25 protein-coding genes and 1 pseudogene are annotated in these 23,623 nt (G+C 70.8%); 15 read left to right on the top strand and 11 right to left on the bottom strand.

Features of this window, described 5'->3' with window-relative positions; all coding sequences use genetic code 11:
- The first annotated feature begins 183 nt into the window (after positions 1-183).
- The 9 genes from ACLJN9_RS03815 (at position 184) to ACLJN9_RS03775 (ending at position 9,268) form a co-directional block, all read left to right on the top strand.
- Positions 184-1,362, top strand: coding sequence for a hypothetical protein (locus ACLJN9_RS03815; RefSeq protein ID WP_410809601.1), 1,179 nt, complete (start codon positions 184-186; stop codon positions 1,360-1,362).
- 47 nt (positions 1,363-1,409) lie between these two features.
- A complete protein-coding gene (locus tag ACLJN9_RS03810; protein ID WP_410809600.1) occupies positions 1,410-1,955 on the top strand; it encodes a hypothetical protein in 546 nt (181 codons plus the stop codon).
- 128 nt (positions 1,956-2,083) lie between these two features.
- Positions 2,084-3,259 carry an FUSC family protein gene (locus tag ACLJN9_RS03805; protein ID WP_410809599.1) on the top strand — a complete coding sequence of 392 codons (1,176 nt, stop codon included), beginning with the start codon at positions 2,084-2,086 and terminating at the stop codon, positions 3,257-3,259.
- Between the two features lie 82 nt (positions 3,260-3,341).
- Positions 3,342-4,616, top strand: coding sequence for an RNA polymerase sigma factor (locus tag ACLJN9_RS03800; protein ID WP_410809598.1), 1,275 nt, complete (start codon positions 3,342-3,344; stop codon positions 4,614-4,616).
- Between the two features lie 126 nt (positions 4,617-4,742).
- Complete coding sequence (locus ACLJN9_RS03795) at positions 4,743-5,411, top strand: DUF998 domain-containing protein (RefSeq protein ID WP_410809597.1); 669 nt, start codon at positions 4,743-4,745, stop codon at positions 5,409-5,411.
- 32 nt (positions 5,412-5,443) lie between these two features.
- Positions 5,444-5,824: a YciI family protein gene (locus ACLJN9_RS03790; protein WP_410809596.1), complete on the top strand. Its 381-nt coding sequence runs from the start codon at positions 5,444-5,446 to the stop codon at positions 5,822-5,824.
- 80 nt (positions 5,825-5,904) lie between these two features.
- On the top strand, positions 5,905-6,639 hold the full coding sequence (locus ACLJN9_RS03785; protein WP_410809595.1) for an alpha/beta fold hydrolase: 735 nt from the start codon (positions 5,905-5,907) through the stop codon (positions 6,637-6,639).
- A gap of 134 nt (positions 6,640-6,773) precedes the next feature.
- A complete protein-coding gene (locus tag ACLJN9_RS03780) occupies positions 6,774-7,895 on the top strand; it encodes an epoxide hydrolase family protein (protein WP_410809594.1) in 1,122 nt (373 codons plus the stop codon).
- A gap of 146 nt (positions 7,896-8,041) precedes the next feature.
- Positions 8,042-9,268, top strand: coding sequence for a hypothetical protein (locus ACLJN9_RS03775; protein WP_410809593.1), 1,227 nt, complete (start codon positions 8,042-8,044; stop codon positions 9,266-9,268).
- A gap of 22 nt (positions 9,269-9,290) precedes the next feature.
- On the opposite strand, the gene ACLJN9_RS03770 is transcribed toward ACLJN9_RS03775, so the two are convergent.
- Together ACLJN9_RS03770 and ACLJN9_RS03765 are read right to left on the bottom strand one after the other, a co-directional pair.
- Positions 9,291-9,728 carry a VOC family protein gene (locus ACLJN9_RS03770; protein ID WP_410809592.1) on the bottom strand — a complete coding sequence of 146 codons (438 nt, stop codon included), beginning with the start codon at positions 9,726-9,728 and terminating at the stop codon, positions 9,291-9,293.
- A gap of 20 nt (positions 9,729-9,748) precedes the next feature.
- Entirely contained in the window at positions 9,749-10,117 is a 369-nt protein-coding gene (locus tag ACLJN9_RS03765) for a VOC family protein (RefSeq protein WP_410809591.1), read from the bottom strand.
- Positions 10,118-10,476: 359 nt separating this feature from the next.
- Here ACLJN9_RS03765 and ACLJN9_RS03760 point away from each other — a divergent pair, with 359 nt between their 5' ends.
- The gene (locus tag ACLJN9_RS03760) at positions 10,477-10,776 is read left to right on the top strand and encodes a helix-turn-helix domain-containing protein (protein ID WP_410809590.1); all 300 of its coding nucleotides are present in this window, start codon (positions 10,477-10,479) and stop codon (positions 10,774-10,776) included.
- Between the two features lie 383 nt (positions 10,777-11,159).
- Here ACLJN9_RS03760 and ACLJN9_RS03755 read toward each other — a convergent pair whose 3' ends face one another.
- The gene (locus ACLJN9_RS03755; RefSeq protein WP_410809589.1) at positions 11,160-11,678 is read right to left on the bottom strand and encodes a flavoprotein; all 519 of its coding nucleotides are present in this window, start codon (positions 11,676-11,678) and stop codon (positions 11,160-11,162) included.
- 344 nt (positions 11,679-12,022) lie between these two features.
- Between ACLJN9_RS03755 and ACLJN9_RS03750 the strand changes: the two genes are divergently transcribed.
- Positions 12,023-12,556 carry a hypothetical protein gene (locus ACLJN9_RS03750; protein ID WP_410809588.1) on the top strand — a complete coding sequence of 178 codons (534 nt, stop codon included), beginning with the start codon at positions 12,023-12,025 and terminating at the stop codon, positions 12,554-12,556.
- A 189-nt stretch (positions 12,557-12,745) separates the two neighbouring features.
- On the opposite strand, the gene ACLJN9_RS03745 is transcribed toward ACLJN9_RS03750, so the two are convergent.
- On the bottom strand, positions 12,746-14,368 hold the full coding sequence (locus tag ACLJN9_RS03745) for a glycoside hydrolase family 27 protein (RefSeq protein ID WP_410809587.1): 1,623 nt from the start codon (positions 14,366-14,368) through the stop codon (positions 12,746-12,748).
- A gap of 304 nt (positions 14,369-14,672) precedes the next feature.
- Between ACLJN9_RS03745 and ACLJN9_RS03740 the strand changes: the two genes are divergently transcribed.
- Positions 14,673-15,578, top strand: coding sequence for a hypothetical protein (locus ACLJN9_RS03740; RefSeq protein WP_410809586.1), 906 nt, complete (start codon positions 14,673-14,675; stop codon positions 15,576-15,578).
- Positions 15,579-15,772: 194 nt separating this feature from the next.
- Positions 15,773-16,162: pseudogene (locus tag ACLJN9_RS03735) on the top strand (hypothetical protein); the annotation flags it as partial.
- Positions 16,163-16,217: 55 nt separating this feature from the next.
- Here the strand turns inward: ACLJN9_RS03735 and ACLJN9_RS03730 are convergent.
- The 5 genes from ACLJN9_RS03730 to ACLJN9_RS03710 form a co-directional block, all read right to left on the bottom strand.
- The gene (locus ACLJN9_RS03730) at positions 16,218-16,586 is read right to left on the bottom strand and encodes a DUF4180 domain-containing protein (protein ID WP_410809585.1); all 369 of its coding nucleotides are present in this window, start codon (positions 16,584-16,586) and stop codon (positions 16,218-16,220) included.
- A complete protein-coding gene (locus tag ACLJN9_RS03725; protein WP_410809584.1) occupies positions 16,579-17,031 on the bottom strand; it encodes a helix-turn-helix domain-containing protein in 453 nt (150 codons plus the stop codon). Before ACLJN9_RS03725 ends, ACLJN9_RS03730 begins: the two co-directional genes overlap by 8 nt.
- Positions 17,032-17,173: 142 nt before the next feature.
- Positions 17,174-18,160, bottom strand: a complete 987-nt coding sequence (locus ACLJN9_RS03720; protein WP_410809583.1) for an aldo/keto reductase — start codon at positions 18,158-18,160, stop codon at positions 17,174-17,176.
- A 198-nt stretch (positions 18,161-18,358) separates the two neighbouring features.
- Complete coding sequence (locus tag ACLJN9_RS03715) at positions 18,359-19,210, bottom strand: aldo/keto reductase (RefSeq protein WP_410809582.1); 852 nt, start codon at positions 19,208-19,210, stop codon at positions 18,359-18,361.
- Between the two features lie 100 nt (positions 19,211-19,310).
- Positions 19,311-20,276: a LysR family transcriptional regulator gene (locus ACLJN9_RS03710; protein WP_410809581.1), complete on the bottom strand. Its 966-nt coding sequence runs from the start codon at positions 20,274-20,276 to the stop codon at positions 19,311-19,313.
- A 51-nt stretch (positions 20,277-20,327) separates the two neighbouring features.
- On the opposite strand from ACLJN9_RS03710, the gene ACLJN9_RS03705 reads away from it, so the two are divergent.
- A complete protein-coding gene (locus tag ACLJN9_RS03705; protein ID WP_410809580.1) occupies positions 20,328-21,257 on the top strand; it encodes a serine hydrolase in 930 nt (309 codons plus the stop codon).
- Between the two features lie 153 nt (positions 21,258-21,410).
- Positions 21,411-22,388 carry an MBL fold metallo-hydrolase gene (locus tag ACLJN9_RS03700; RefSeq protein ID WP_410809578.1) on the top strand — a complete coding sequence of 326 codons (978 nt, stop codon included), beginning with the start codon at positions 21,411-21,413 and terminating at the stop codon, positions 22,386-22,388.
- Between the two features lie 43 nt (positions 22,389-22,431).
- Here the strand turns inward: ACLJN9_RS03700 and ACLJN9_RS03695 are convergent, their stop codons facing one another.
- Together ACLJN9_RS03695 and ACLJN9_RS03690 are read right to left on the bottom strand one after the other, a co-directional pair.
- Positions 22,432-22,971 carry a DUF1697 domain-containing protein gene (locus ACLJN9_RS03695; protein ID WP_410809576.1) on the bottom strand — a complete coding sequence of 180 codons (540 nt, stop codon included), beginning with the start codon at positions 22,969-22,971 and terminating at the stop codon, positions 22,432-22,434.
- 63 nt (positions 22,972-23,034) lie between these two features.
- Complete coding sequence (locus ACLJN9_RS03690) at positions 23,035-23,598, bottom strand: SOUL family heme-binding protein (RefSeq protein WP_410809575.1); 564 nt, start codon at positions 23,596-23,598, stop codon at positions 23,035-23,037.
- Positions 23,599-23,623 lie beyond the last annotated feature (25 nt).

Raw genomic sequence — 23,623 nt, 5'->3', positions numbered from 1 at the left:
CGGCTGACGTTACCGAGGCGGCGACCGTCGCGTTAGGCAGAACGTCGGCAGCAGTATCGCCCTATCGTCCGAAATGCTCCGCCGATCGGGCACTTCGCCCCGTTTGGCGTGTCCGGGCGACGCGCCGCCGCTGTTAACACGAGTGACACCCCGGTTGGTGGCCTGCGCGACGGAGGAGTCGGCGTGGCAAAGACTGATTCGACGGGTTCCACATGGCGGTACCGATGGGCGCGCCGGCAGAACGTTCTGCGGGTCAGCACGTTCCGCGGCGCCGAGGCGACATGGCAGCGGCGTGACGACGAGTTGCGGCGACTGCGCATACTGGCCGCCGACTTCCACGGCTCCGCCGCGGCCGGTGCCGGTCTGCCGCTCGAGCTGGCCGCCGACGAGGTGGTGCTCTGGGCGCTGCCCGCCGCGCAACTGGTCGAGGTGCGGCACACCGCGGTTCTGCCCGCGCCGGACCTCACGGTGGCCCCGCCGACCGGGCCGCTGCGCCCGCGTCGCCCCGATGGCGTCCGGGTCACCGACGCGGGGATGGCGGTGATCACCAGCCGTCGGTTGGTGCTGCTCGGCGGACGCGGCCGGCGCGACTGGGCGTACGGCCGGATCACCGGCCTGGGCCACGACCCGGCGGCGCCGGTGACCCTGATCCAGGTGCTGGACCGGCGGCGTACCTCCGGACTGATGCTGCCCACCGACGCGGCGGCGGGCTTCCGGTTCAAGCTCACCCTGGCCTTCGCCGACGCGATCGAGCAGCGACCCGCGGTCCTCGCCCAGCTCGACGAGTTGATCGCCGAGCACGCCCAGCTCAAGCCGTTCCGGCCGGCGGTGGCCACTCCCGCGCAGGCCCGGCTCTCGGCCCGGGTGCCGGGCGGCCGGCGAACCGTCGCGGTGGCGGCGGCCATCGCGCTGCTGGTGCCGGCGGCGCTGATCGAGTCGAACCCGTCCGACCCGACCGGCGGCGCGGAGTTCGCCGTAGCCGCCACTCCCGAGGCCAGTGCAAGCGCGTTCCCCGCGCTGATCCGCCCGGCGTCGCCGGCGCACGCCATGTCGGCGAAGCCGACGCGGTCCCCGAAGCCGGCGCAGTCCCCGAAGCCGACGACATCGCCACGCCCGTCGGCCACCGCGACCCGGGAGCCGCGCTGCGGGGCGCCGGAAAACCCGCTGGGGTACGACTTCTGCGGCGGCACCCGGATCCGCCGGCCGGCCGCCGAGGTCTGCGACTGGTTCAGCTGTGTGCCGCAGTTCTGGGCCGGTCGGGGCTACCTGGTGCAGTGCCACGACGGCTCGGTCAGTCTGGCCGGCGGCCGCCCGAACGCCTGCGCCGAGCACAGTGGCGTACGTCGCACTGTGACCGTTTAATACCAGTTCGGCCTTCTGCGTCGGCTTCGGTCGCGCAGACTTGCCGAGTGGAGATCCGGTCCGACGACGGTGCCCGGGTGCGGATCCGCCCGGTCGGCTACCAGCCCGGCATCGACCCGCCCGACGACCCCGATCGGGCCGAGCCCGGCTGGCACGACTGGCTGCTCATCGAGGTCGACGCCCGCACCGCCGACGGTCAGACGTGGTCGCACCACTACCCGAGCCTCATGGTCGAGGAGGCCCGCGCGCTGGGTGGGTGGCTGCGCGGGCAGGCCGAGGCGGCCCTCGGGTCGAACCCGCCGGCGGCGGTGGTCCGCTTCACCGAACCCAACCTGACCCTGCGCACCCGGGTGATCCGCCGCCGCCGGCTGGAGCTGACCGTCGAGTTCTCGGCCGAGTCCCTGCCGCCCTGGATGCGCCGCCCGACCAGCGCGATCTATCCGCTGGTCCTCACCGTCTCGGCCGATGCGCTGGCGCTCGCCGCCGAGCAGTGGGCGGGACACTGCGAGGCGTACCCGCCGCGTGCGCCGTCGCGGTTTCCGGCCCGAGGTCCGCTGCCCGGGCCGGCGACGCGTCCTCGGCGCGCCGGCTGACCGGCCGGTCCGCGAGCGCTGGTGCCGGCGTGCAGCCGCGGGATCGGCGGCGTCGGTGGTACCAGCATGATCGCCAGATTCGGCAGGGCCTTGGGATTCGTGTCCGCTGTCGGGGGGATGCCCCTGCCATGCGCTGGCTGCGACGATCGCGTGGGGAGTCTGCGGCGGGGTCGCCGCCCAACCTCAACCCGCGGGTCGAGGAGGTGCTCGACACCTGGCGGCAGCGGACCCGCAGCACCGAACGGAACCGGAGGCGACAACTCGCCATCTACGCGGTGGTGGCCGTTCAGGCCGGACTCGCAGCCGGCCTGGCCTGGACCGTGGCGCGCAGGATCGGAGTCAGTACGCACAATCCGATCTTCGCGCCCATCGCCGCCGTCGGCACCGTGGCGGCCGCGGTGGGTCAGCGGCTGCGCCGGGTCGTCGAACTCATCCTCGGTGTGGCGCTCGGCATCGCGATCGCCAACGCCTTCCTCGCGCTCATCGGACGCGGAGCGGCGCAGATCGGCCTGATCGTCACCGCCACGATCCTGATCGCGGTCGTGCTGACCGGCCGAGGAGGTCTGATCACACAGGCTGGCGGAACGGCGGTGCTCGCCTCGGCGAGTATGAAGGCCGCGTCGGGAGTGGAGGTGACGCAGTTGGTGAACGCCGTGACCGGCGGCACGATCGGGCTGCTGGTCGTGATCGCACTCCTGCCGTTGAACCCGCTGCGGGTGGTGCACAAGGCCGCCGCTCCCGTCATGAACCGGCTGGCCGCGCAACTGACCACCACCGGACGAGCGCTGGCCGACCACGACGCGCCGAGCATTCAGAAAGCGCTCGATGAGCTGCGGAACATGGGGGACGAGCTGACGCGGTTCTCCGACGCGCTGGAGGGGGCCCGCGAGGTGGTGCAGTTGTCACCGGAACGACGTCACTGGCGCAATGCGCTTCAGCAGTACCGCGACGGTGCGGAGCATCTCGACCGGGTGTTGCTGGCCAGCCGTGGTCTCACCCGCAAGTCGGTCGCCCTCATCGTCGACGGCGAGACGGTTCCGCCGCTGCTGCCCGAGGCCATAACCAGCCTCGGCCTGGCGGTCCGCGATCTGGACCGGGACTTCATCGCCGGACGAGAACCGCACCGGACACGCCGCCTGTCCCTGACCGCCGTCTGCCACGCCAGCAGGGCAGGTCGGTCCGACCCTGGATTGTCCGGTACGGCGGTCGTCGCACTCGTCAGCACCATCGCCGGTGAACTCCTGCAGGCCACCATGATCGGACGCGCCGACGCCACGCGGATGATCCGCCAGGCCGCGGACTGACCCGCCGATCCGTCCGACGCACACGTCGCGGGGAGGTCGTCGGCCTTGCCCCGACAGGACGCGCCTGCTCTGATGGGCGTTCGTGGGGGACGAGCAGGTGCACCGCACGGTCGAGGCGGTGTGGCGGATCGAAGCCGGGCGGGTGATCGCCGCTCTGGCGGGCCTGGTGCGCGACGTCGGCTGGGCCGAGGAACTGGCCCAGGACGCCCTGGTCGCCGCGCTGGAACAGTGGCCGCGTGACGGCGTACCCGCCAACCCGGGCGCCTGGTTGACCACGGTCGGCAAGCGACGGGCGATCGACGCGCTGCGCCGCCGGAGGCTGCTGGAACGCCGGGTCGCCGACCTCGGGCGTGACCTCGACAACGAGCAGTTCACCCCCGACTTCGACGCCGCCTTCGAGGAACGGATCGACGACGACCTGCTCCGCCTCGTCTTCACCGCCTGCCACCCGGTGCTCTCGCCGCAGGCGCGGGCCGCGCTGACCCTCCGCATGCTCGGTGGTCTGAAGGCCGAGGAGATCGCCCACGCGTTCCTGGTGCCGGAGACGACCGTCGCGCAACGGATCACCCGGGCCAAGAAGACCCTGGCCGAGGCGGGAGTGCCGTTCGAGGTGCCCGGTGTGGCCGAGCGTGGCGAACGGCTCGCCTCCGTCCTGGAGGTGATCTATCTGATCTTCAACGAGGGCTACTCGGCGACCACCGGCGACGACTGGATGCGCCCGGCCCTGTGCGCGGACGCGTTGCGCCTGGCCCGGGTCCTGCAGGGGCTGATGCCCGAGGAACCGGAGGTGCACGGGCTCGCCGCCCTGCTGGAGATCCAGGCCTCCCGCACCGCGGCCAGGGTCGACCCCACCGGCGAGCCGATCCTGCTGATGGACCAGGACCGGCAACGCTGGGACGGGATGCTGATCCGTCGAGGCCTGACCGCCCTGGACCGCGCCCGGGCCGCCCACGGACCACCCGGCCCGTACACCCTGCAGGCCGAGATCGCGGCCTGCCACGCGCGGGCGCGTACCCCGCAGGAGACGGACTGGACGCGGATCGCGGCCGGCTACGCGCAGCTGGCCCGGGTCGTACCGTCGCCGGTCGTGGAGCTGAACCGGGCCGTCGCGGTCTCCTTCGCCGCGGGCCCGGCCGCCGGCCTGAACCTGGCCCGGGCGCTGGCCGACGAGCCGGCGCTGGCCGAGTATCACCTGCTGCCCAGCGTGCTCGGCGACCTGCTCGCCAAGCTGGGCCGCTACGAGGAGGCGCGGGCCGAATTCGAACGCGCCGCCCATCTGGCCGGCAACGAACGCGAGCGCGCGCTGCTGCTCACCCGCGCGGCCGACTGCGCCCGGGGCGTCGCACCGACCCGCTGAAGAATCTCCCGGAAAAACCGTGGCCGCCATGTCGTATCCCGGCCGGACCGCTCGACGCGTCAGTGAAAGCCGGCTCGCACCGGCACGCGGGACCGGCGACCGGCCGGCAGAGACGAGGAGATCGACATGACGACGATGGCGAACGCGACAGGCGCAGGGGCCGCGGTGGCGGGCGTCGACTCCCGGCGTACGACGACCAGGGCGCTGCTGGCCTGCGGAGCCCTCGCCGGCCCGCTCTTCGCGGTGGTGGCGACGGCCCAGATCCTCACCCGCGACGGGTTCGACCTGGCCCGGCAGCCGCTCAGCCTGCTGGCCCTCGGCGACTTCGGCTGGATACAGACCGCCAACTTCCTCCTCACCGGGCTGCTCGCCCTGACCGGCGCGGTCGGGCTGCGCCGGACGCTGCGCGGCGAGCCGGGCGGAACGTGGGGGCCGGCGCTGATCGCCGTGCACGGCGTGGGGCTGATCGTCGCCGGGGTCCTCGTCTCCGATCCCAGCATGGGCTGGCCGACCGGTGCGCCGGAGGGCGCGCCCGCGACGTTGAGCTGGCACGCCGTCGGCCACGGCGTCGGCGCGATGCTGGCGTTCGGATCGCTGCCCGTCGCCTGCGTGGTCTTCGCCCGCGCCTGGTCGCGCGCCGGGCAGCGCGGCTGGGCGGCCTACTCCCTCGGCAGCGCGCTGGCCGTCGTCACGGTGCTGGCCTGGCCCGACCAGGGCACCATCAGCATCCGGATGGCGCTCGCCAGCGTCGTCGTCTTCGGCTGGCTCACCGGGCTCTTCGCCCGGTCGCTCTGACGCTCACCTCTCGATCAGAAAGGACCACACCGATGCGCTACATGCTCATGCACAAGCTCGACGAGAACCTGCCCGAGGCGTTCCACCCGAGCCCGGAGTTTCTGGCCCGGATGGAAGGCTTCATGAAGGAGGTGGCGCAGTCCGGCGTACTGCTCGCCGCCGAGGGGCTCTGCGAAACCTCCAAGGGCGCCACCCGGATCACCGTCACCGGCGGCAAGACCACCGTCACCGACGGGCCGTTCACCGAGACCAAGGAGCTGATCGCCGGGTTCGCCCTGGTGGACGTGCGTTCCCACGAGGAGGCGGTGGAGTGGGGTCGGCGGTTCACCGAGGTCTTCGCCGAGACGATCGGCGAGGTCGAGGTGGACGTCCGCCGCGTCTACGAGGCACCGGAGGGCGCTCACCCGGCCTGATGAGTGTGCTGCCCCTGGGGTATATCAATACCTCAGGGGCATCGCGCTCGGCGGCACCTCAGCTCGGGAGGGAACCAGGGATGTCCGGCTACGTGCAGCTCGGCGAGGTCAACACGTTCTACGAGCGCGACGGCGCGGGGGAGCCGCTGGTGCTGCTCCATCCCGGTCTCGCGGACTCCCGGGCCCTTGGGCAGAACGTGCCGGGGCTGGCGGAGCGGTTCACCGTCTACCGACCGGATCGGCGCGGGCACGGCCGTACTCCCGATGTGGACGGACCGATCAGCTACCAGCTGATGGCCGAGGACACCATCGCGTTCCTGGAGCAGGTCGTCGGTGAGCCGGCGTACCTCGTCGGGCACAGCGACGGCGCCCCGGTGGCGCTGCTGGTGGCGCTGCGCCGTCCCGACCTGGTCCGCCGGCTGGTGCTCGCCGCCGGGGTGTTCCACCACGACGGGTGGATCGACGGAGCGATCGACCTGGACGACGAGGCGGTCGAGTTCTTCACGGAGTACCACGGCGAGGTGTCACCGGACGGGCCGCAGCAGTTCCTGATCGTCAAGGACAAGCTGGACCGGATGCACCGCGAGGAGCCGACGCTGACCGTTGCCGACCTGGCCGGCTACCCCGGCCCGGCGCTGGTGATGGTCGCCGACGACGACGAGGTACGCGTCGAGCACACCTGGGCGCTGCGCGCCGGACTGCCGTGGGCGCAGCTCGCCGTGGTGCCGGGCACCAGCCACGGTCTGCTCGCCGACAAACCCGACCTGTGCAACCGCCTCATCATCGACTTCCTCACCGAGCCGTTGGCCGGGTAGGGTGATCTTCGTCAGCCACGAGAAGGAGGTGAGCCCGGTGACCACCCACTGTCACGTTTGGGCGCTCCCCTCGGCGGTCCCCCTCAGCTGACCTTTCCGCGTCGGGGAGTGCGCCCTCCTTGTTCGGAGGACACATGTCTGTCTCCCCCTTCCGCATCGACGTATCCGATGCGGTTCTCGACGACCTGCGGGCCCGACTGGCCCGTACCCGATTTACCGACCGCAGCAGCCACCAGCCGTGGCAGGGCGGCGTCGACCCCGACTACCTGCGGGACCTGGTGTCCTACTGGCGCGACGGGTTCGACTGGCGGGCCCGCGAAGCGGCGCTCAACGCGTACCCCCAGCACCTCGCCGTCGTCGGCGGCCGGAAGCTGCACTTCCTGCACGTCCGCGCCGCGCGCCCGGCGGGCACGTTGCTCCTCAGCCACGGCTGGCCCAGCAGCTTCGTCGAGATGCTGCCGCTGGTCGACCGGCTGACCGACCCCACCCGGCCCGGCGGCGCGTTCGACGTGGTGGTGCCCTCGCTGCCCGGATTCGGCTTCTCGGAGGTACCGGACGAGCCGATGACCCGGGCGCTCCTCGCCCGGACGCTGCACGAGCTGATGACCGACGTGCTCGGCTACGAGCGCTACGGCGCCTTCGGCGGCGACGTCGGGGGAGTGGTCACCGGCTGGCTCGGTGCGCTCTACCCGGAGCAGGTGGTCGGCATCCACATGATCCACCCGCCGTTCCCGGCCAGCTTCGACGCCCGTCCGCTGTCGGCGGCCGAGCACGCGTTCCTGGGCGCCGAAGCCGCGTACGACGAGACCGACGGCGGCTACAGCGCCATCATGGGCACCCGGCCGGACACCCTCGCGGCGGCGCTCGCCGACTCACCGGCCGGGCTGGCCGCCTGGCTCGTCGACAAGTACCGGGACTGGAGCGACAACCACGGCGACCTGGCGAACAGCTTCGACCGGGACACCCTGCTCACCATCATCACGCTCTACTGGGCGACCGGCACGATCGGGTCGTCGTTCCGGCAGTACGCGGACTTCGACCACAACACGCCGCGACCCGACATCCGGGTGCCGGCGGCGTTCACGGTGAGCACGGAACCCTCGCAGGCGAACTTCCCGCGCTCGATCGCCGAGCGGGCCTGCACCGACATCCGGCACTGGAGTGAGCCGGGGCGCGGCGGGCATTTTCTGCCGCTGGAGGAGCCGGACCTGCTGGCCGGTGAGATGCGGCAGTTCTTCACCTCGCTGCGTCCCTAGCGGCGAGCGGCGGAGCCGGGTCGGTCGGCGGTCCGGCTCCGCCGCTTCCCCATGTCCCGCAATTCTCTCCTTTCTGGAACAAAGGGAAGCATCGATCGCGACCGCGTTCCCTGTCCCGTACGTGAGCGGTTGTACCGCGTGTGACCGTGACCTCACGCCCCACCACGACCCCGTCCGCCCCGGCTTCCTCCTGGCGGATCACCTGGGCCGATCGCGAGAACGAGCGGCGTCGGCGCGCGTACCGCAGCGATGTCGACGTCTGGCTCCGACACGACGACCACCTGACCCGGCTGCGGATCGAGGCTGTCGGGTTCCTCGGGTGCACCCGGCCACGTACCGGCCTGCCGGTGGACCTCGACGACGACGAACTCGTCTTCCGGGTGCTGCCCGCCGCCGAACTGGTCGAGGCCGAGGCGCGGCACGTCGCCGGCCTGCCCACGCCGGGCGCCCTCACCTGCGTCGACGCGCCCGGCGACACCCTGCCCGACGGCCTACGGGCCGTCGACGCCGGCATGGCCGTCGTGACCAGCCACCGGGTGGCGTTCGCCGGACGTCACCTCCGTCGCGAATGGAGGTACGCGAACCTGTCGGGCTTCGCGCACCACCCCGACGTCGCGCTCACCCTGCTGCACACCACCGACCGAGGCCCGCTCGCCGGGCTGCTGGTGCCGGTCACCGCCGCGGTGAACGCGCGCTTCTACCTCACCCTCGCCGCCGCCGTCTCTGCCGGGGAACGCGCGGCCGTCGTCGCACAGCTCGACGTACTGCTGTCCGACCATCGGAATGCGCGGCCGACGCCGTTGCCATTGGTCGAGCCGGACGAGGCGCCGCTGACGGCGGTGCGGCCCGATCGTCGGGCGACCGCCATCACGGCCCTCGCGGGGGTCATGTTCGCGACGCTGACCGCCGGGGCCCTCGGACCGGAGCGGGCCGGCCTTCCGCACCGCGCGGAAGCAGGCACCATCGCCACCAGCGCCGGTGTCCCGGGCCTTCCCGGCGACCCGGTGGCACCACACCGGGGTACGTCCACAGCGGGCGGCGCCGCGGTAAGGATCGCGGCCGACGTACCGTCGCGCGGCTCGTCCGGCCGGCCGGTGATTCCGGCGGCGGCGTCGGGTTCGTCGGACGCCACGGTCCCGCCCACCGCTCCGGTACGGACTGTCGCCCTTCCCCCACCTGCCAGCGCGACGCCTGGTCCGGCTCCGACCTCGGGTCCCCCTCTGCCCAGCGCGTCGGCCTCGCCCACCGTGTCGGCCTCACCGACCGCCCCCGCCTCACCCTCGGTCTCGCCCAGTGCGTCGCCGTCGCCGAGCCTTCACCCGCTCACGCTGTGCCTGGACGCCTTTCAGCGGCCGGTGCCGTGCGTCTCGTGACGGCGGCCCCTGATCGACCGGCTCAGTCGGCGGCGCCGAAGTCGGGGACGGTGAGGGTGCCGTCCGAGGCAAGGGGAAAGCCGGGGTTCCAGGCAATCTCCCACACGTGGCCGTCCGGGTCGGTGAAGAAACCGGCGTAGCCGCCGTAGAACGTCTCCCGAGCCGGTGTGGTCACCTCGGCCCCGGCGGCTGCCGCCACAGCCATCAGCTCGTCGACCTCTGCCCTGGAGCGGACGTTCTGCGCCAGGGTCATCCCGCCGAAGCCGCCGGTGCCGGAGTCGTCGATGCCCGCGTCCTCGGCCACCTTGTCCCGCCTCCACAGCACCATCGCCAGACCGCCGACCTGGAAGAAGACCGTCTCCTCAACCTCCTGGCCGCGCCAGCCCAGCCGCTCGTAGAACGCCGTGGACCTGCCGAGGTCTGACACGCCGAGGGTGACCAGGCTGATTCGCTGCTCCATCCCCGCAACCTAACGCGTGGTCACTCGGGGGCGTGGCAGACGGCCTCGACGTTGTTGCCGTCCGGGTCGCGGACGAACGCGGCAAAGTAGGTCGGGTGGTATTCCGGCCAGACGCGGGGCGCGTGCAGCACCTCCGCGCCGGCCCGCACTGCGGCATCGTGAAAAGCCTGGACGGTGGCTCGGTCGTCGGCCGTGAAGGCCAGGTGCAGCTCGCGGGCTTCGCCGGGGCCGTCGGTCGGGCCCAACCAGAAGTCGGGGTTCTCCCGGCCGTAGCCGATCACGTCGGGGAACTCCAGTCGCCGGCTGCCGCCGAGCGGGGCGAGCACGGCGTCGTAGAAGGCGGCGCTGGCGGTCACGTCGCGGACCTGTAGCGACAGGTGGTCGATCATCGTGGACTCCTCCGAGAGTGTCGATGCCTGGGTGAGGTCACGCTAGCGGCGAGGTGTGACGCGAAGCCCGCGTTGACGCACCATCGCTTGGGAACCGAAGTCATTGACGACACGCGCTGGGATGAAAGTCGAGCACAACCACTAATCGATAGCATCAATGCTATGGGTTGGGGTAGCGTGGAGTTGGAACCAGAGGTTCGAGACTGGCTGGAGGAACTACCAACCGCCGACTTCGCCCGAGCGGCGTTATACATCGATCTCCTGGCCAGGATGCGGGAGGACCGGGAAGTCGAGCGGGCGCGCCGGGCATTCGAGCGGTGCGTGGCGGAGCGGCACATCGTGAACGAGGGGGCAGAGCGATGAGTGATCGCCTGGACTGGAATGACCTGCGTGACCGCCGAATGGCGGAACCGGGAGCGGCCGAGACTTACGAGGCCACCCGGATCGCCTTCGAGCTTGGTCAGGAGGTGCGCCACCTGCGGGAGGGGCACGGCTGGAGTCAGAGCCAGTTGGCGCGAGCCGCCGGCATGACCCAGTCCGCGGTGGCCCGCTTCGAGGCGGGTGGCACCGTGCCAACCCTGCCGGTTCTGGAGCGACTCGCTCGCGCGTTGGACCGGAGGCTGGACGTCCGGTTCGCACTTAACGCGGACGCCGCCTGACCGGGTCTGGTTAGGCGGCGATTGTTCGAGCGGTGGCGTACACGTCGGCAGGTAGGGCGTAGCGGAGCTTCCACAGGACGCGCATGGGTCGGTCGCCGGTGTGGAATGGCTGGCTCGACGATGCGCAGGCCGTACCACTTGATGAACGCGCAGAGCAGATCGACGCTCTCGGCGGAGGCCATTTCGTGGTTGACCTCGTGGTGTGGCTTCGGCGTCCCACCGCGCGATGCATGAGTCTGCTGTCGGATCGATGACAGCTTGCCAATGCCTCGTTTTTGAACGTTGAAGAGCTCCTTAATCGCGCAGGCGTCGTCGTCCTTCAAGACGTCGAAGGCGCCCGCTATTCACGATGAAAATTGCGCCATGGAACGGTTGGGCGCAGCTCAGGACGGCCAAGCCAGCCGCAGCGCTTCGATGACCAGACCCCAACGCCCCGGCCCGAGCGCCGGGGTCAGCGGGTTCCCGTCGGCCAGCACAACGCCAGCAGCGCGCAACACCGCCAGGTGACCGTCGTACGCTGGATGAGCGGCCAGTTCCGCTTTGACGTGCGGAAATGCCACGATCGGTAGGCCTGCGCCCATCGACTCGTTGAGGACACCGAGCGCCAGGGTGTCGTTGATGCCCAGCGCCCACTTCGCCATCGTGTTGAACGTGACAGGCGCGGCCACCACCACATCCGCCGGCGGGTGCGGCTCCGGGTCGCCGGGCATCCGCCACTCCACGCGTACCAGATAGCCGGTCTTGTCTTGCAACGCCGCCCGATCGAGCCACCGTGCGGCGGTCGGGCTGACGATCACGCAAACCCGCCAACCTTCGGCGATCAGCAGGTCGACAAGCTCGTCGATGTGTTCCGCCGGACCCGCGGCGCAGACGACCAGATGCAGCACCGGACGTTCCGTCATGTCCGCAGTCTGCCCGACTCCTACGTCGAGCAGTCGAGCGCCTACGGCCCGCCCAGCGTCGCCGCATCAGAATCTGACGCTCACGCCGTTGTCGCCTCGCGCATCATGCAATGCTGCGCCGTCTCCTGTGCCCTGGCGGTCGTCAATCGTGAGTGGGCGGCACGGAGGAAGCGCCAGCCTAACTCGGGCGGCATTCCCGTCCGTCTCCGACCTGGCGCTGGATGTGGCGGCAGCGGCTCGTACGACCTGCGCGGAAGCTCCCCCAACCACCCGAGATGTCCGACTAGGTTGACCGGGAGAGCACCGCTGCTTCGAGTTGGCGGCCCATAAGGAGCTTGATCGAAATGCGGGAAGTAGACGAGCAGTTCCTGATCGGCCTCGCAGAGATCGCGGCGACGCTTGTCGGGACGTTTCTCGTGGGCGTGTTCTTCTATCTGGACTCGGAGCAGCGCCGCGTCCGCCGAGCCGGGGCAGGCGCTGACCGTTACATCCGTGCGGGAGTGCGGGGCGTTTTCCTGATCACCGCCCTTCCGCTCATCGTGCCGCTCGCACTCGCCAATCTCGATCCGATCTGGGGTGCCCTGGCGTTCGTTGTGCTCGGCGCCATGTTGTTGGTCGCGTCGGTCGACTCGTCATTCCGGATTGTGCGGTACCGCCACGAGGGCATTTCGGTCACCCTCGCCGCCAACGAAATCGTGTCGTGGCTGGTCATCCTCATCATCATCGCCATACCCTGGGTCCTCGGTGGATGGGTACCGCCGCCACGTGCGTTCGTACCCTCGCTGGTGCTGGCGCTGGGGGCCGGATTCCTCAGCACGGTTGCGCTCGTCATGCATCTCTTCGATCCACCGCCGAAAGAAGTCGCCTCAACTCAGTGACCGGCCCACCTCGGGTGTGGCCGCGCGATGTTCTCCGGGCGCTGGATCCGCCCCGAACCCGCCTCGGCCGTCGGGGCGAAATGGTTGATGCCTGTGAGTCATCAATATGACTCACAGGCATCACGCTTGTCAGCACAAGGCCGACCGACCGGGAACGTGCGGTCGCTTACCCGCGTCTCGCAACCTGGCTCACTGGATGCGCAGGAAGTTGCCGGTGTAGCGGGTGCCGTCCCAGCTGCCACCGTTTCCGTCGAGCTGCCAGTTCGTGGTCCCGGACAGCGGGCTGAGCTCCTCGAAGTCGTAGTGCGGCTGACCACCGACCTTGAAGGTGACATGGACCCGGATGCCGTAGATGAACCGCGGGTCGGTCTTGGTGATGGTGACGACGGACGGCCCGGCCGCACTGCTTCCGGTGGTGAGCAGGTCGCCGACCCAGGCCGTACCGTTCCAGGTCGCGCCGTTGCCGTTGAGGTTCAGCGTGACCGAGTGGTCGAGGGTGCCGGCGTCCTGGTAGTCGTCGTGCCACTCGTCGTTGATCAGGAACTCGGTGCGTACCTGCAGGTCGGTGATGGTCCGGGTGTCTGTTCTGGTGATCCGGATCGCGTCCGGGGTCTCGCTGCCCACCACCCGCAGGAGAGCGACGCCGTGGGCGGGAACGGTGGTGGTGTAGCCGCCGGTGAACGTGCCCCGGTCGGCCCTGGCGACGACGTCGCGGACAGTCGCCGAGCCGGTGCCCAGCCCGATGTCACGCCAGTCGACGTGGATCGACGCCGCGGAACCGGCGCGGTTCCACAGTGCCACGACGCGTACGCCGGAGCCCTGGACCTTCTTCGACCAGACCTCCTGGTCGCCGAGGTCGCGCACCCGGCGGCCCTGCACGCCGAGGGGGTCCTGGTCGACCGCGATCACCTCGGGGTTGGTGAGGATGTTCTTCGTCGCGGCGTTCATGGAGGTCAGGTCGTTGCCCGCGATGAGCGGCGCCGCCATCAGCGCCCACATGCTGAAGTGCGTCTGGTACTCGGTGTCGGTCATGCCCCGGCCGCCGACGCTGCCGGTGCCGTAGTTGCCGACCTGCAGCATGTCCGGGTCGTTGAAGAACCCGGGGTGCGCGTACATGCCGAAGTTGTTGTTCCGGTCGATGATCTCGTCGACCGGGTTGCCGCCGGTGGAGGGGTTGCGGGTGTAGTCGTCGACGATGTCGCCGGTGCTGCGCGCCTGGTTACCCGTCTTGGGTCCCCAGGGCTTGAAGTCCCAGGCGCAGATGCTGTAGACGATCTGTCGGCCGGACGCCGCGAGGGCGTTGCGCATCGTCTCGTACTGCGTCTTCTGGTCGAGGCTGGCGTTGCAGTTGTCGTACTTGAGCAGGTCGACGCCCCACGACGCGTACGACCGGGCGTCCTGGGTCTCGTAACCCTGCGAGCCAGGTCGGCCGGCGCAGGTTCTCGTCCCACGGTCGGAGTAGACGCCGAACTTCAGCCCCCGCGCGTGCAGGTAGTCGCCGAGGGCCTTCATGCCGCTGGGAAACCGGGCCGGGTCGGCGACGATGTTGCCGGCGGCGTCCCGGCTCGTCTGCCAACAGTCGTCCAAATTGACGTACCGGTATCCCGCGTCGCGCATGCCGGTGCTGACCATGGCGTCGGCCTGGCGGTGGATCAGGGTCTCGTCGATGTTGCAGGCGTAGCGGTTCCAGCTGTTCCAACCCATGACCGGCGTACGTTCGAGACCGTTCTCCAGCGCGGAGGCGCGTTCGGCCGGGATGTTGACCACGGCGGTGCTGATCAGCAGCAACGCCAGTAGCACAGCTCCGGTCATCGTCCGCGATCGACGGTGGTGAACGCCTGAATATGACATCGAGGTCTCCTTCGGCGAGTCCACCCTCACCGTAATGGACGCTGTGCCATTTACCTAAGTCGATCTAACGTTGATTTCCGGCACATCATCGTCGATCGCCCTAAGCAACGTCCGTCCGCTACGCGACGTAGTCGGCTTGGGGATAATGCCTGGTCAGGTTGCTACCTACCGTGAACCCCGTCATCACGAGCGGCCTCGGCGCCGGCGGCCCTTCCTTGGCGCCGGACAGCCTCAGGGGCGCTCAGGCCTCAGACGGGAGAAACACATGCGTGCCAACAAGGAATCCCGACGGTTCGGTGCCCGCGCATCCGTACTCGTTCTCGGTCTCGTCGCGGCCGGGGCGGTGATCGCCCCCGCGAGCCCTGCGTCCGCCGCGGTCCCCGGCCTGGTGCGGGTCGCCGTGACCAGCGTCAGCAACTCGGCCGACTTCCACAGCGCCACGGCGACGTGCCCGGTCGGCAAGGTGTTGACCGGTACGGGTTACGAACTGAACGGCGTCACCGGCGAGGGCATCGTCGACGACCTGCGCCCCAACGGCGGCCCCGCCATCGCGCCGACGGCCGTCACCGTGGGCGCCTACGAGGCGGAGGCGTTCGCGGGCAACTGGTCGGTGACGGCGTACGCCGTCTGCGCGAACCCGCTGCCCGGCCTGGTGCGGGTCTCGACGGTCAGCGTCAGCGACTCGGCCGACTTCCACTCGACCACGGCCACCTGCCCGGTCGGCAAGGTGCTGACCGGTACGGGTTACGAACTGAACGGCGTCACCGGCGAGGGTGTCGTCGACGACTTCCGCCCCAACGGCGGCGTCGCCGCGACACCGACCGCGGTGACCGTCGGCGCGTACGAGTCGGACGCCACGGCCCTGAGCTGGTCGGCGACCGCGTACGCCATCTGCGCCAATCCGTTGCCCGGCCTGGTGCGGGCGTCCGCAGTGGGTGCCAGCAACTCACTGGACTTCCGCAGCGTCGTCGCGGGCTGCCCGGTCGGGAAGGTGCTGACCGGGGCCGGTTACGAGCTGAACGGCGTGACCGGCGAGGGCATCGTGGACGACTTCCGCCCCAACGGCGGCCCCGCGATCGCCCCGACGACCGTGGACTCGGGTGCCTACGAGGAGGACGCGTTCGCCGGCAACTGGTCTGAGACGTCGTACGCCATCTGCGCCACGGCGTAGCAACCGCCCGTCAGGTGGCCGTCCCGCAGTCGTGCGGGGCGGCCACAGTGTGGCTCACGGTGCGAGATCTGTCTCGTCGCGTGTCGGTAGGTCTTCCAGGACTGTTGATACCGCGATATGGCGTCAGCGGACGGTCGGCGGGAGGGCCTCGGCCCTAACGTCCGAGCGGAAGGCGGGATCCGAGGGGGGCGACCATGCAGACGGCCGAGGGGGTGGTGTTACCGGGCGAGCAGAGGCCGGTCACTGTGACCATGGATCGCTGGCGGGCAGGGCTGCCGCCGGACGCGTGGCCCGACGACCTCCCGGCGAGCGGTGAGATCTGGCGGCGAGACGTCTTCGCGGTGGCCGACGCGTACAGGGCTGGCGCCGCGACTGCGCGGCACCTGCTGACCGCCGCGCTGATCTGGGCTTACGGACCGATCGGGTACGGCCCGTGGCGCACCGCCAGGTCGCTCGCCGCCGATCCGGACGGCAAGCGTCTGGCGTACGCGCTTGCGGAGGTGTCCTCGTCGGCACCCGACGAGGACATGCTGCGCACGGCCTACCACCGCTTCCGCGACACCGGCCATGCACGCCTGCCGTGGTTGGGGTCGAGCCGGACGCGGTGGAGATGGCGGTCGTCCACGACCGGTGAGGCGGCTACGCCGCCGCTCGCAGGCGGGTGTCGAGGGCGTCGAGGTCGGGGACGAACCAGATGTGCCCGCCCTGGTTCGACTCGTACACCAGGGCGCGCAGCGCCGAGCTGGCCGCGAGGTGCGCCGAGATGTCACCCACGACGGCCAGCCGCAGCCGGTAGTTGACGAACTTCTGCATCACCTCGCCGGCGAAGCGGGTGCCCAGCGCGAAGAAGCGTTCGTCGAGTCGGCTGGCCGGCACGGCGACCACCTGGGCGCCCAGGAACGCCGCGCCGATGAGGTCCAGTGCGTCCTGCTCGGTGGCTAGCAGCGGGCCAACCGGGTCGCACACCAGCACCGGCACCCCGGCGCGTTCCCGGATCTCGTCAGGCATCGTGGACCTCCCGGTTGAGCAGGCCGTTGTCGGCGTGCAGGACGGCGTCGAGCAGGTGCAGCAGTTCGGCGGTGGAGGCGGGGTCACCCAGGATGATGATCTTCATGCGCTGGCGTTGCTCGTCGTGCACGGTCTGCACCCGCAGCGGGTTGGCCTGGTCGTGGCCCGTGTTGGCACTGGCGAGCATCAGCGTGCCGAGCCGGTCGGCGGCGGCCCGGTCGACGCCGTCGAGCTGCACGATGCTCGACACCTCCGCCTGCCCGCCGGCGCGGGTGGCGGCCGGGGCCTGGCCGGTCAGCGCGTCGAGATCGCTGGCGGCGATCCGGTACTGCTTGCCGATCCGCACCGCCCTCAGCCGGCCGGAACGGATGTAACCACGCACCGTGCGCACGTGCAGCCCCAGCCGGTCAGCGACCTGCTCTACCGAGTACATGTCCTTACTCATCGTTCTCTGAGCATACTAGATACGGAAGTTTACGGAAGGATGGCGTCTGATTCGTTGACGGCATCAGCTCCAAAGGGCACCAGACCCACCCGCCCCACCACCGCGAGGCGTCGAGGTTCAGCTCGGCGACGCTGACGGCAGGTCACCAGGTGGTGTCGAGGCGGTGCCGCTGCTCGGCGGTCAACTCCAGGTCCACCGCCCCCAGGCTCTCCTCCAGTTGTGCCACCGAGGAGGCGCCCACCAGCGGGATCGACGGGAGCTCGCCGCCCAGCAACCAGGCCAGCACCACCTGGTTGGCGGTCGCACCGGTCTGCCCGGCCACGTCCTGCAGCGCGGCCAGCCGCCGCGGCGCGCTCGGCAGGTCGTACGCCGCGCCGAGCGGCTTGTCCGCCCGGGTGAACGCCCCCTTGAGCAGCGGCGAGTACGCCACCAGGGTCAACTCCGGCTCGGCACGCAGGTAGCTGAGCAGGTCACCGCTGACGCCGCCCGGCTCGCCGTCCGGGTCCAGCCCGTTGGCCAGGTCGGTGCGGTTCGGCAGGTAACTGCGGTGGTACTGGAGCACCTCGTGCCCGGGCAGGCCGGCGGCGGCGGCCAGCGCACGGGCCCGCTCCACCCGCCAGGCCCGGTGGTTACTCGCGCCCAGCAGGCCCACCGTGCCCTCGGCCACCAGTTCGGCGAAGCCCTCCACGGTCTCCTGGAGCGGCACAGTGCGGTCCTCGATGTGCGCGTAGAGCAGGTCCAGCCGCTCCACGCCGAGCCGGTCCCGGCTGCGCTCCGCCGACTCGCGGATCACCTTGGCCGACAGTCCTTCGGCGTTGTCCAGGTAGCTGGTGCCCGCCGCCAACGGGCGGGCGCCCAGCTTGGTGGCGATGACGATCTCGGCGCCGACACCCCGGCTGCGCCGCCACCGGCCGAGCAGTTCCTCACTCTGCCCGCCCTGCCCGCCGTCCACCCAGAACGCGTAGTTGTCCGACGTGTCGACGAACGTGCCGCCGGCCTCGACGTACCGGTCGAGGATCGCGTACGAGGTGGCCTCGTCGGTGGCGCTGCCGAAGAGCATCGCGCCGAGGCTGAGCACGCTGACCTCGCGCCGGGTCGCCGGATCGGTGCCGATCGTGCGGTACCGCATGGGGGTCTCCTCTCGTGCGCCCTACCGGTGGGCGCACAGGTCACCCTGCCGGCTGGAGCGCACTCCAGGTCAAGCCCTCCTCACCGGGGCGAGCCGGGCGGCGGTAATGGAAACGAGCGTGATGCCACAGAGTCATTTTGATGACTGTGTGGCATCACGCTCGTTGGGGACAGGCCCCGCCGGATAGGCGGGTTCAGGTCAGTTGGGCAGGTAGGCGAACGTGTCCGGGTCCGGGCCCTGCCGGCCGGCCCCGCCCTTGTCCAGCGTGGTGATCCGCTCCATCGCGGCGTCGTCCAGCTCGAAGTCGAAGATCTGGGCGTTCTCCTCGATCCGCTTCGGAGTGGTCGACTTCGGGAAGATGATGTCGCCGCGCTGCACGTGCCAGCGGAGCACCACCTGTGCCGGGGTCCGGCCGAGCTGCTCGGCGAGGTCGACCACCGTCGGGTCGCCCAGCACCTTGCCCTGTGCGATCGGCGACCACGCTTCGGTGAGGATGTTGTGCTCGCGGCCGTAGGCGCGAACATCCTCGTTGCCGAAGTACGGGTGCGCCTCGATCTGGTTGACCGCCGGCACCACGTCCGCCTCGGCGGCCAGCCGCTGCAGGTGCGACACCTGGAAGTTCGACACGCCGATCGAGCGGGCACGGCCGTCGCGCTGGAACTCCTGCAGCACCTTCCAGGTGGAGACGAAGTCGCCGTCGTACAGGGTCGGCAGCGGCCAGTGGATCAGGAACAGGTCGATGTGGTCCATCTTCAGCGCCGCCAGCGTCGAGTCGAACGCCTTGCGGGCGTCGTCCGGGCGGTGGAAGACGTTGTTCAGTTTGCTCGTCACGTACACCGCGTCCCGGTCGAGGCCGGACACGCGTACCGCCTCGCCGACCTCGGCCTCGTTGCCGTACATCTCGGCGGTGTCGATGTGCCGGTAGCCCACCTCGAACGCCTTGGTCACCGCCGTGACGGTGTCCTTCGGCTCGATCTGGAACACCCCGAAGCCGAGCTGCGGAATGGTGGTGCCGTCGTTCAGGCTGATGTCGGGAATCGTGTTGGCCACTGCGGCTCCTTCGCGTCATCTTCGTTGCCTGTCATCCATACCCGAGCCGAAGGTCGATTCACCGCCCAAGCCGGGGTGACGAGCGCAACGTCGGGTCCGTTCACCCGGTCGTGTCGAACAGCACCGGCCAGGGCCGTACCGCCGGCACCGACATCTCGGCCGGCGCGGGCACAACGGGCTCGGCGTCGGCCAGCACCTCGGCGGCGAGCTGCCCGAACATCGACGCCGCCGGGTGCGCCGAGCGTTCCGGCCAGGCCGCCGAGGTGCGCCTGGCCAGTGGTGCGCCGGCTATCGGCCGCCAGGCGATCCGGGGTTCGCGGCGAGCCACCATTGCTGGTTCCACGGCCACCGCGCCACCGGCCAGCACCAGCCCGAAGAGGAACTCCGGGTTACGCGCGGGCCGAACCCGGGCCGGCCGGTAGCCCTGCTGTCGGCACACCGCCAGCAGACGGTCGTGCCAGCCCGGTGCGGTGGCCCGGGGCGCGGCCACCAGGTCCAGGCCGGCCAGCGCGCCGAGCGTCACCTCGCGGCCGCGGGCCAGCGGCGAGGTCCGCGGCAGCAACACCCCCAGGGGTACGTCGACCGGGGTGCCGAAGCGCAGCCCGTCCGCCGTCACCGGGTGGTGCACCAGCCCCACGTCGAGGGCTCGCTCGCCGAGCATCCGTACCTGCTCGCCGGTGGTCAGCTCGTGCAACTCCACGTCCAGGCCGGGGGCCCGGGTGGCGAGTGAGGCCAGCAGAGCGCGCAGCGTCGCCGCAGGTGTCTCCGGCGGAACCCCGGCCCGAAGGACACCCAGTTCACCCGCGCGGACCTGCACCATCAGGTTGCGCAGCCGACCCTCGCCGGCGAGCAACTCCTCCGCCTCGCCGAGCAGCAGCTCACCGGCGGTGGTGAGCCGCACCTGGCGACGTGACCGGTCGAACAGCTCGACCGTCAACTCCCGTTCCAGCCGTTGGACCGACTGGCTCAGCGGAGGCTGCGCCATGCCCAGCACTTCCGCCGCCCGCCCGAAGTGCAACTCGTGGGCGACCACCACGAAGTGCCGTAGGTGCCGGAGCAGGTCCACGGCCGGACCCTACGCCAGCGCCGGCATCGTGCTGCTGGATACCGTGCCAGGGTGGACGTGGGGGAGCGCATCGAGGCCATCTTCGCCGGCGCGGGGGTGACCGCCAGCCTGCACGCCGTCGACCTGGACGCCGTGGACCTGACAGCCGGGGTCACCGGCGACCCGGTCGACGGCTCGATCGGGTGGCAGGTGGGGGTGCGCGCCGACGAGCAGGTCGTGATCGCCTCGATCTTCAAGATCCTGCTGGTGTTGGAGTTCGCCCGGCAGGTCGTCGCCGGCCAGTTGGATCCGACCGAACGGATCCTGGTCACCGCCGACGACCGGCTCGGTGGGTGGGGGCTGGCCGGCTGCGCCGACGACGCCGAGGTGTCGCTGCGTGACCTGGCGTACTTCGCCATGTCGGTCAGCGACAACACCGCCGCCGACCTCCTGCTGCGCAGGGTCGGCCCGGATCTGCTGCCGATGCTCGCCGCCGAGCTGGGGCTGACCCGGACCCGAGTCGTGGGCGGCCCTCGGGAGATGGTCGAGGTGATGCTCGCCGACGTGGGTGCGCGGACCGAGGAGGACTTCGCCCGGATCTTCCCGACGCTGCCGGCGGACCGGGTCTGGGCCATGCGGGTGTTCGACCCGTCGCGCACCACGTCCAGCACCGCTCGGGAGATCACCCGGCTGCTCACCCTCGTCTGGCGGGACGAGGCGGGACCGGCGGAGGCCTGTGCGATGGTCCGCGCCTGGATGGCCCGGCAGGTCTTCTGGACCCGACTCGCCGCCGGTTTCCCGCCCGGCGTCCGCGTCTCCGGTAAGACCGGCACCCTGCCCGGGCTGCACCTGGAGGCCGGGGTCGCCGAGTATCCCGACGGCGGCCGGTACGCCATCGCCGTCTTCGCCCGTGCCGACCAGCTGACCCCGCGCCGGATCGACGTGGACACCGCGATGGGGAACGCCGCCCGAACGGCCGTCGAGGCGTTGCGCGGGAACTGATTTCGCACCGGCCCGAGCGTCGGCGCATCGGCGCTGAACAGGCCCGATATGCGGCGGCGTATCGGAGTCGACTGCGTTCGATCTTGGACCTGGGCCCGACGGTGCTGGTTGGCTCGTGTCGACCGATCGCCCGACCACGGGGAGTGGATCCGCATGCCCAGTCTCGACCGCCGACGCTTCCTGCGCGACGCTGCCGCCACCACCGCCCTGGTCTCCGCCGGTGGCCTCGCCGCCGGCGCCGCCACCCCGGCCCAGGCCGCGCCGCCGACCGCCGCACCCGCGCCGACCGCCCGTCGCAGGGGAGCGGTCAGCTTTCGCTGGTGGGGTACGGCCGGCTGGCGCGTCGACATCGGAGAGCGGACCGTGCTGGTCGACCCGTACCTCAGCCGGATCGACACCGGGCTGTTCACCGGCACGTTCAGGGCTGCCACCCCGTTGACCGTGCGCACCGACGTGATCGACCCGCGCGTCGACCGGGCCACGACGGTGCTCGTCACGCACACCCACTGGGACCACTTCATGGACGTGCCGTACATCGCCGGGCGGACCGGCGCGCGGGTGTTCGGCACGCTGACCGCGTACCACCTGGGGTTGGCCTACGGGGTGCCGTCGGCGCAGCTCAGCCCGGTGAAGGGTGGCGAGGTGCTGGACTTCGGCGACCACACCGTCGAGGTGGTGGGCTCGCTGCACAGCCGTAACGCCTCGTACTCCCTGGCCTTTCCGGGGGTGCGGGTGAGTCAGCCGGCGCGGCCGGCGACGATCGCGGACCTGCCGGAGGGCGACACGCTGGGCTACCTGCTGCGGGTCGACGGCGGCCCGTCGGTGTACTTCACCGGGGCCAGCGACGTCGCCGAGCGGAATCTCACCGGCCTGGCGCCCGACGTGGCGATGGTCGCCCTGCAGAACGCCACCACCACCGGCGACTACCTGCCCCGGCTGCTGGCCGGCCTCGACTACCCGAAGGTCGTGGTGCCGGTGCACTACGACAACTTCGAGACGCGCTTGGAGAACCCGCCGCCGGTCGCCCCGACCGACCGCACCCGGTTGAACGACATGATCGCGGCGGTGCGTCGGATCTCGCCGCGCAGTCGGGTGCTGGTGCCGGAGTACGAGACCGCGTACCACTTCTGACCAGCGCCGGTGGGGGGTCGCAGCGCCGCGACCTCCACCGGGGTCAGGCGCCGGTCATTCCCGCCAGGGCACGCACCGACTTCCAGTTCCGCGTGGTGGCCACCACGTCGAGCTTCTTCTCCAGGTACGCGTTGGTGAACTTCGACCGCCCGTAACCGCCGTCGACGTAGTGCAGGAAGATCTCCCGACCGGTCACCGTGAACGACACGTTCTCACCACCGGGCACGGTCAGCGCATCCATGCTGGACTGCTTCGGCGCGGTCGCGAGGAAGGCCACCAGCAACCTCGTCGGGTCGCCCTCCCGGTCGGCGTACGGGTTGCCGCCGGCCACCGCCGCCAACTCCCGGCCGCTGCGCACCAGCACCGGCACGGTCAACGCCAGCTCGTCGGCGAGCGCCCGCTCGATCCCGGCGGCCAGCTTCTCCGCGTCGCGCACGGTGCTGCCGAAGGCCACGTTGCCGCTCTGCAGGTACGTCGTGACGTCGTCGTGCCCGAGGTCGCTGACGATCCGGCGCAGGTCGGCCATCGCCAGTCGGGTGGTGCCGACGTTGACCCCGCGCAGCAGGGCGACGTACCGGGTCATGAGCTTCTCCACGGGTGCGGGGCCGACCCGCTCAGCGTAGGTCGGCCGACCTCGAGCCGCCTCTCACTCGACGACCGGCAGCACGACCTCGTTGCGGCGCAGGAACCCCGGCTTCCACGGCGGGTCGAAGCGCGCGTACCGGATGGCGCCGGTGGGTTGCAGCCCGGCGGCGGTGACCGACCGGCCGAGCATGGTGGCCCGCTGGCTGAATGCCTTCTCCGTCCATCGCCCGGAGAACCGCATCGCCGCCGCGAGCTGCGCCGGAACCTCGCGGATGCGCACCCGGGTGTCCACCGCCTCGGGAAGGGTGGCGGCGGTGAAGGTGGCCGGCATGACGAACTGGACCAGGTACGCGCCCGGCCGCTCACCCTCCACCTGCACCACCGGCACGGTCATCGCGATCTTGGCCGAGCCGCCGGCCGCGGACATCGCCGGCGTGGCCGCACCGATCGGCTGCCGAGCCCGGTTGGCACCCCCGATGTACGCGGCCAGCGGCCGGAACGCCTCCATCGGCGCCCGGGTGAACGACGCCTGGACCTGCATCTCGGCCACCAGGTGGGCCGGATAACGGCGCAGCTCGAAGCCGGGGTGTCGGGACACCACCCGGTACGGCTGCTGTTCGGTCATCGCGCGGCTCCCAGGATCTCCTGGA

It is taken from the genome of Micromonospora sp. 067-2, assembly GCF_046549295.1.
In the GTDB taxonomy this organism is placed as follows: domain Bacteria; phylum Actinomycetota; class Actinomycetes; order Mycobacteriales; family Micromonosporaceae; genus Micromonospora.
Note: the sequence above shows the minus strand (reverse complement) of the source record. Positions and strands in the feature narration are given on the sequence as shown.

Coding starts and splice junctions, on each gene's coding strand:
- ACLJN9_RS03760 (WP_410809590.1), top strand. CDS start 10,477: ATGAGTGATCGCCTGGACTGGAATGACCTGCGTGACCGCCGAATGGCG.
- ACLJN9_RS03790 (WP_410809596.1), top strand. CDS start 5,444: ATGCGCTACATGCTCATGCACAAGCTCGACGAGAACCTGCCCGAGGCG.
- ACLJN9_RS03795 (WP_410809597.1), top strand. CDS start 4,743: ATGACGACGATGGCGAACGCGACAGGCGCAGGGGCCGCGGTGGCGGGC.
- ACLJN9_RS03700 (WP_410809578.1), top strand. CDS start 21,411: ATGCCCAGTCTCGACCGCCGACGCTTCCTGCGCGACGCTGCCGCCACC.
- ACLJN9_RS03785 (WP_410809595.1), top strand. CDS start 5,905: ATGTCCGGCTACGTGCAGCTCGGCGAGGTCAACACGTTCTACGAGCGC.
- ACLJN9_RS03770 (WP_410809592.1), bottom strand. CDS start 9,728: ATGGAGCAGCGAATCAGCCTGGTCACCCTCGGCGTGTCAGACCTCGGC.
- ACLJN9_RS03695 (WP_410809576.1), bottom strand. CDS start 22,971: ATGACCCGGTACGTCGCCCTGCTGCGCGGGGTCAACGTCGGCACCACC.
- ACLJN9_RS03720 (WP_410809583.1), bottom strand. CDS start 18,160: ATGCGGTACCGCACGATCGGCACCGATCCGGCGACCCGGCGCGAGGTC.
- ACLJN9_RS03765 (WP_410809591.1), bottom strand. CDS start 10,117: ATGATCGACCACCTGTCGCTACAGGTCCGCGACGTGACCGCCAGCGCC.
- ACLJN9_RS03780 (WP_410809594.1), top strand. CDS start 6,774: ATGTCTGTCTCCCCCTTCCGCATCGACGTATCCGATGCGGTTCTCGAC.
- ACLJN9_RS03730 (WP_410809585.1), bottom strand. CDS start 16,586: ATGCCTGACGAGATCCGGGAACGCGCCGGGGTGCCGGTGCTGGTGTGC.
- ACLJN9_RS03740 (WP_410809586.1), top strand. CDS start 14,673: ATGCGTGCCAACAAGGAATCCCGACGGTTCGGTGCCCGCGCATCCGTA.
- ACLJN9_RS03750 (WP_410809588.1), top strand. CDS start 12,023: ATGCGGGAAGTAGACGAGCAGTTCCTGATCGGCCTCGCAGAGATCGCG.
- ACLJN9_RS03755 (WP_410809589.1), bottom strand. CDS start 11,678: ATGACGGAACGTCCGGTGCTGCATCTGGTCGTCTGCGCCGCGGGTCCG.
- ACLJN9_RS03745 (WP_410809587.1), bottom strand. CDS start 14,368: ATGACCGGAGCTGTGCTACTGGCGTTGCTGCTGATCAGCACCGCCGTG.
- ACLJN9_RS03690 (WP_410809575.1), bottom strand. CDS start 23,598: ATGACCGAACAGCAGCCGTACCGGGTGGTGTCCCGACACCCCGGCTTC.
- ACLJN9_RS03805 (WP_410809599.1), top strand. CDS start 2,084: ATGCGCTGGCTGCGACGATCGCGTGGGGAGTCTGCGGCGGGGTCGCCG.
- ACLJN9_RS03725 (WP_410809584.1), bottom strand. CDS start 17,031: ATGAGTAAGGACATGTACTCGGTAGAGCAGGTCGCTGACCGGCTGGGG.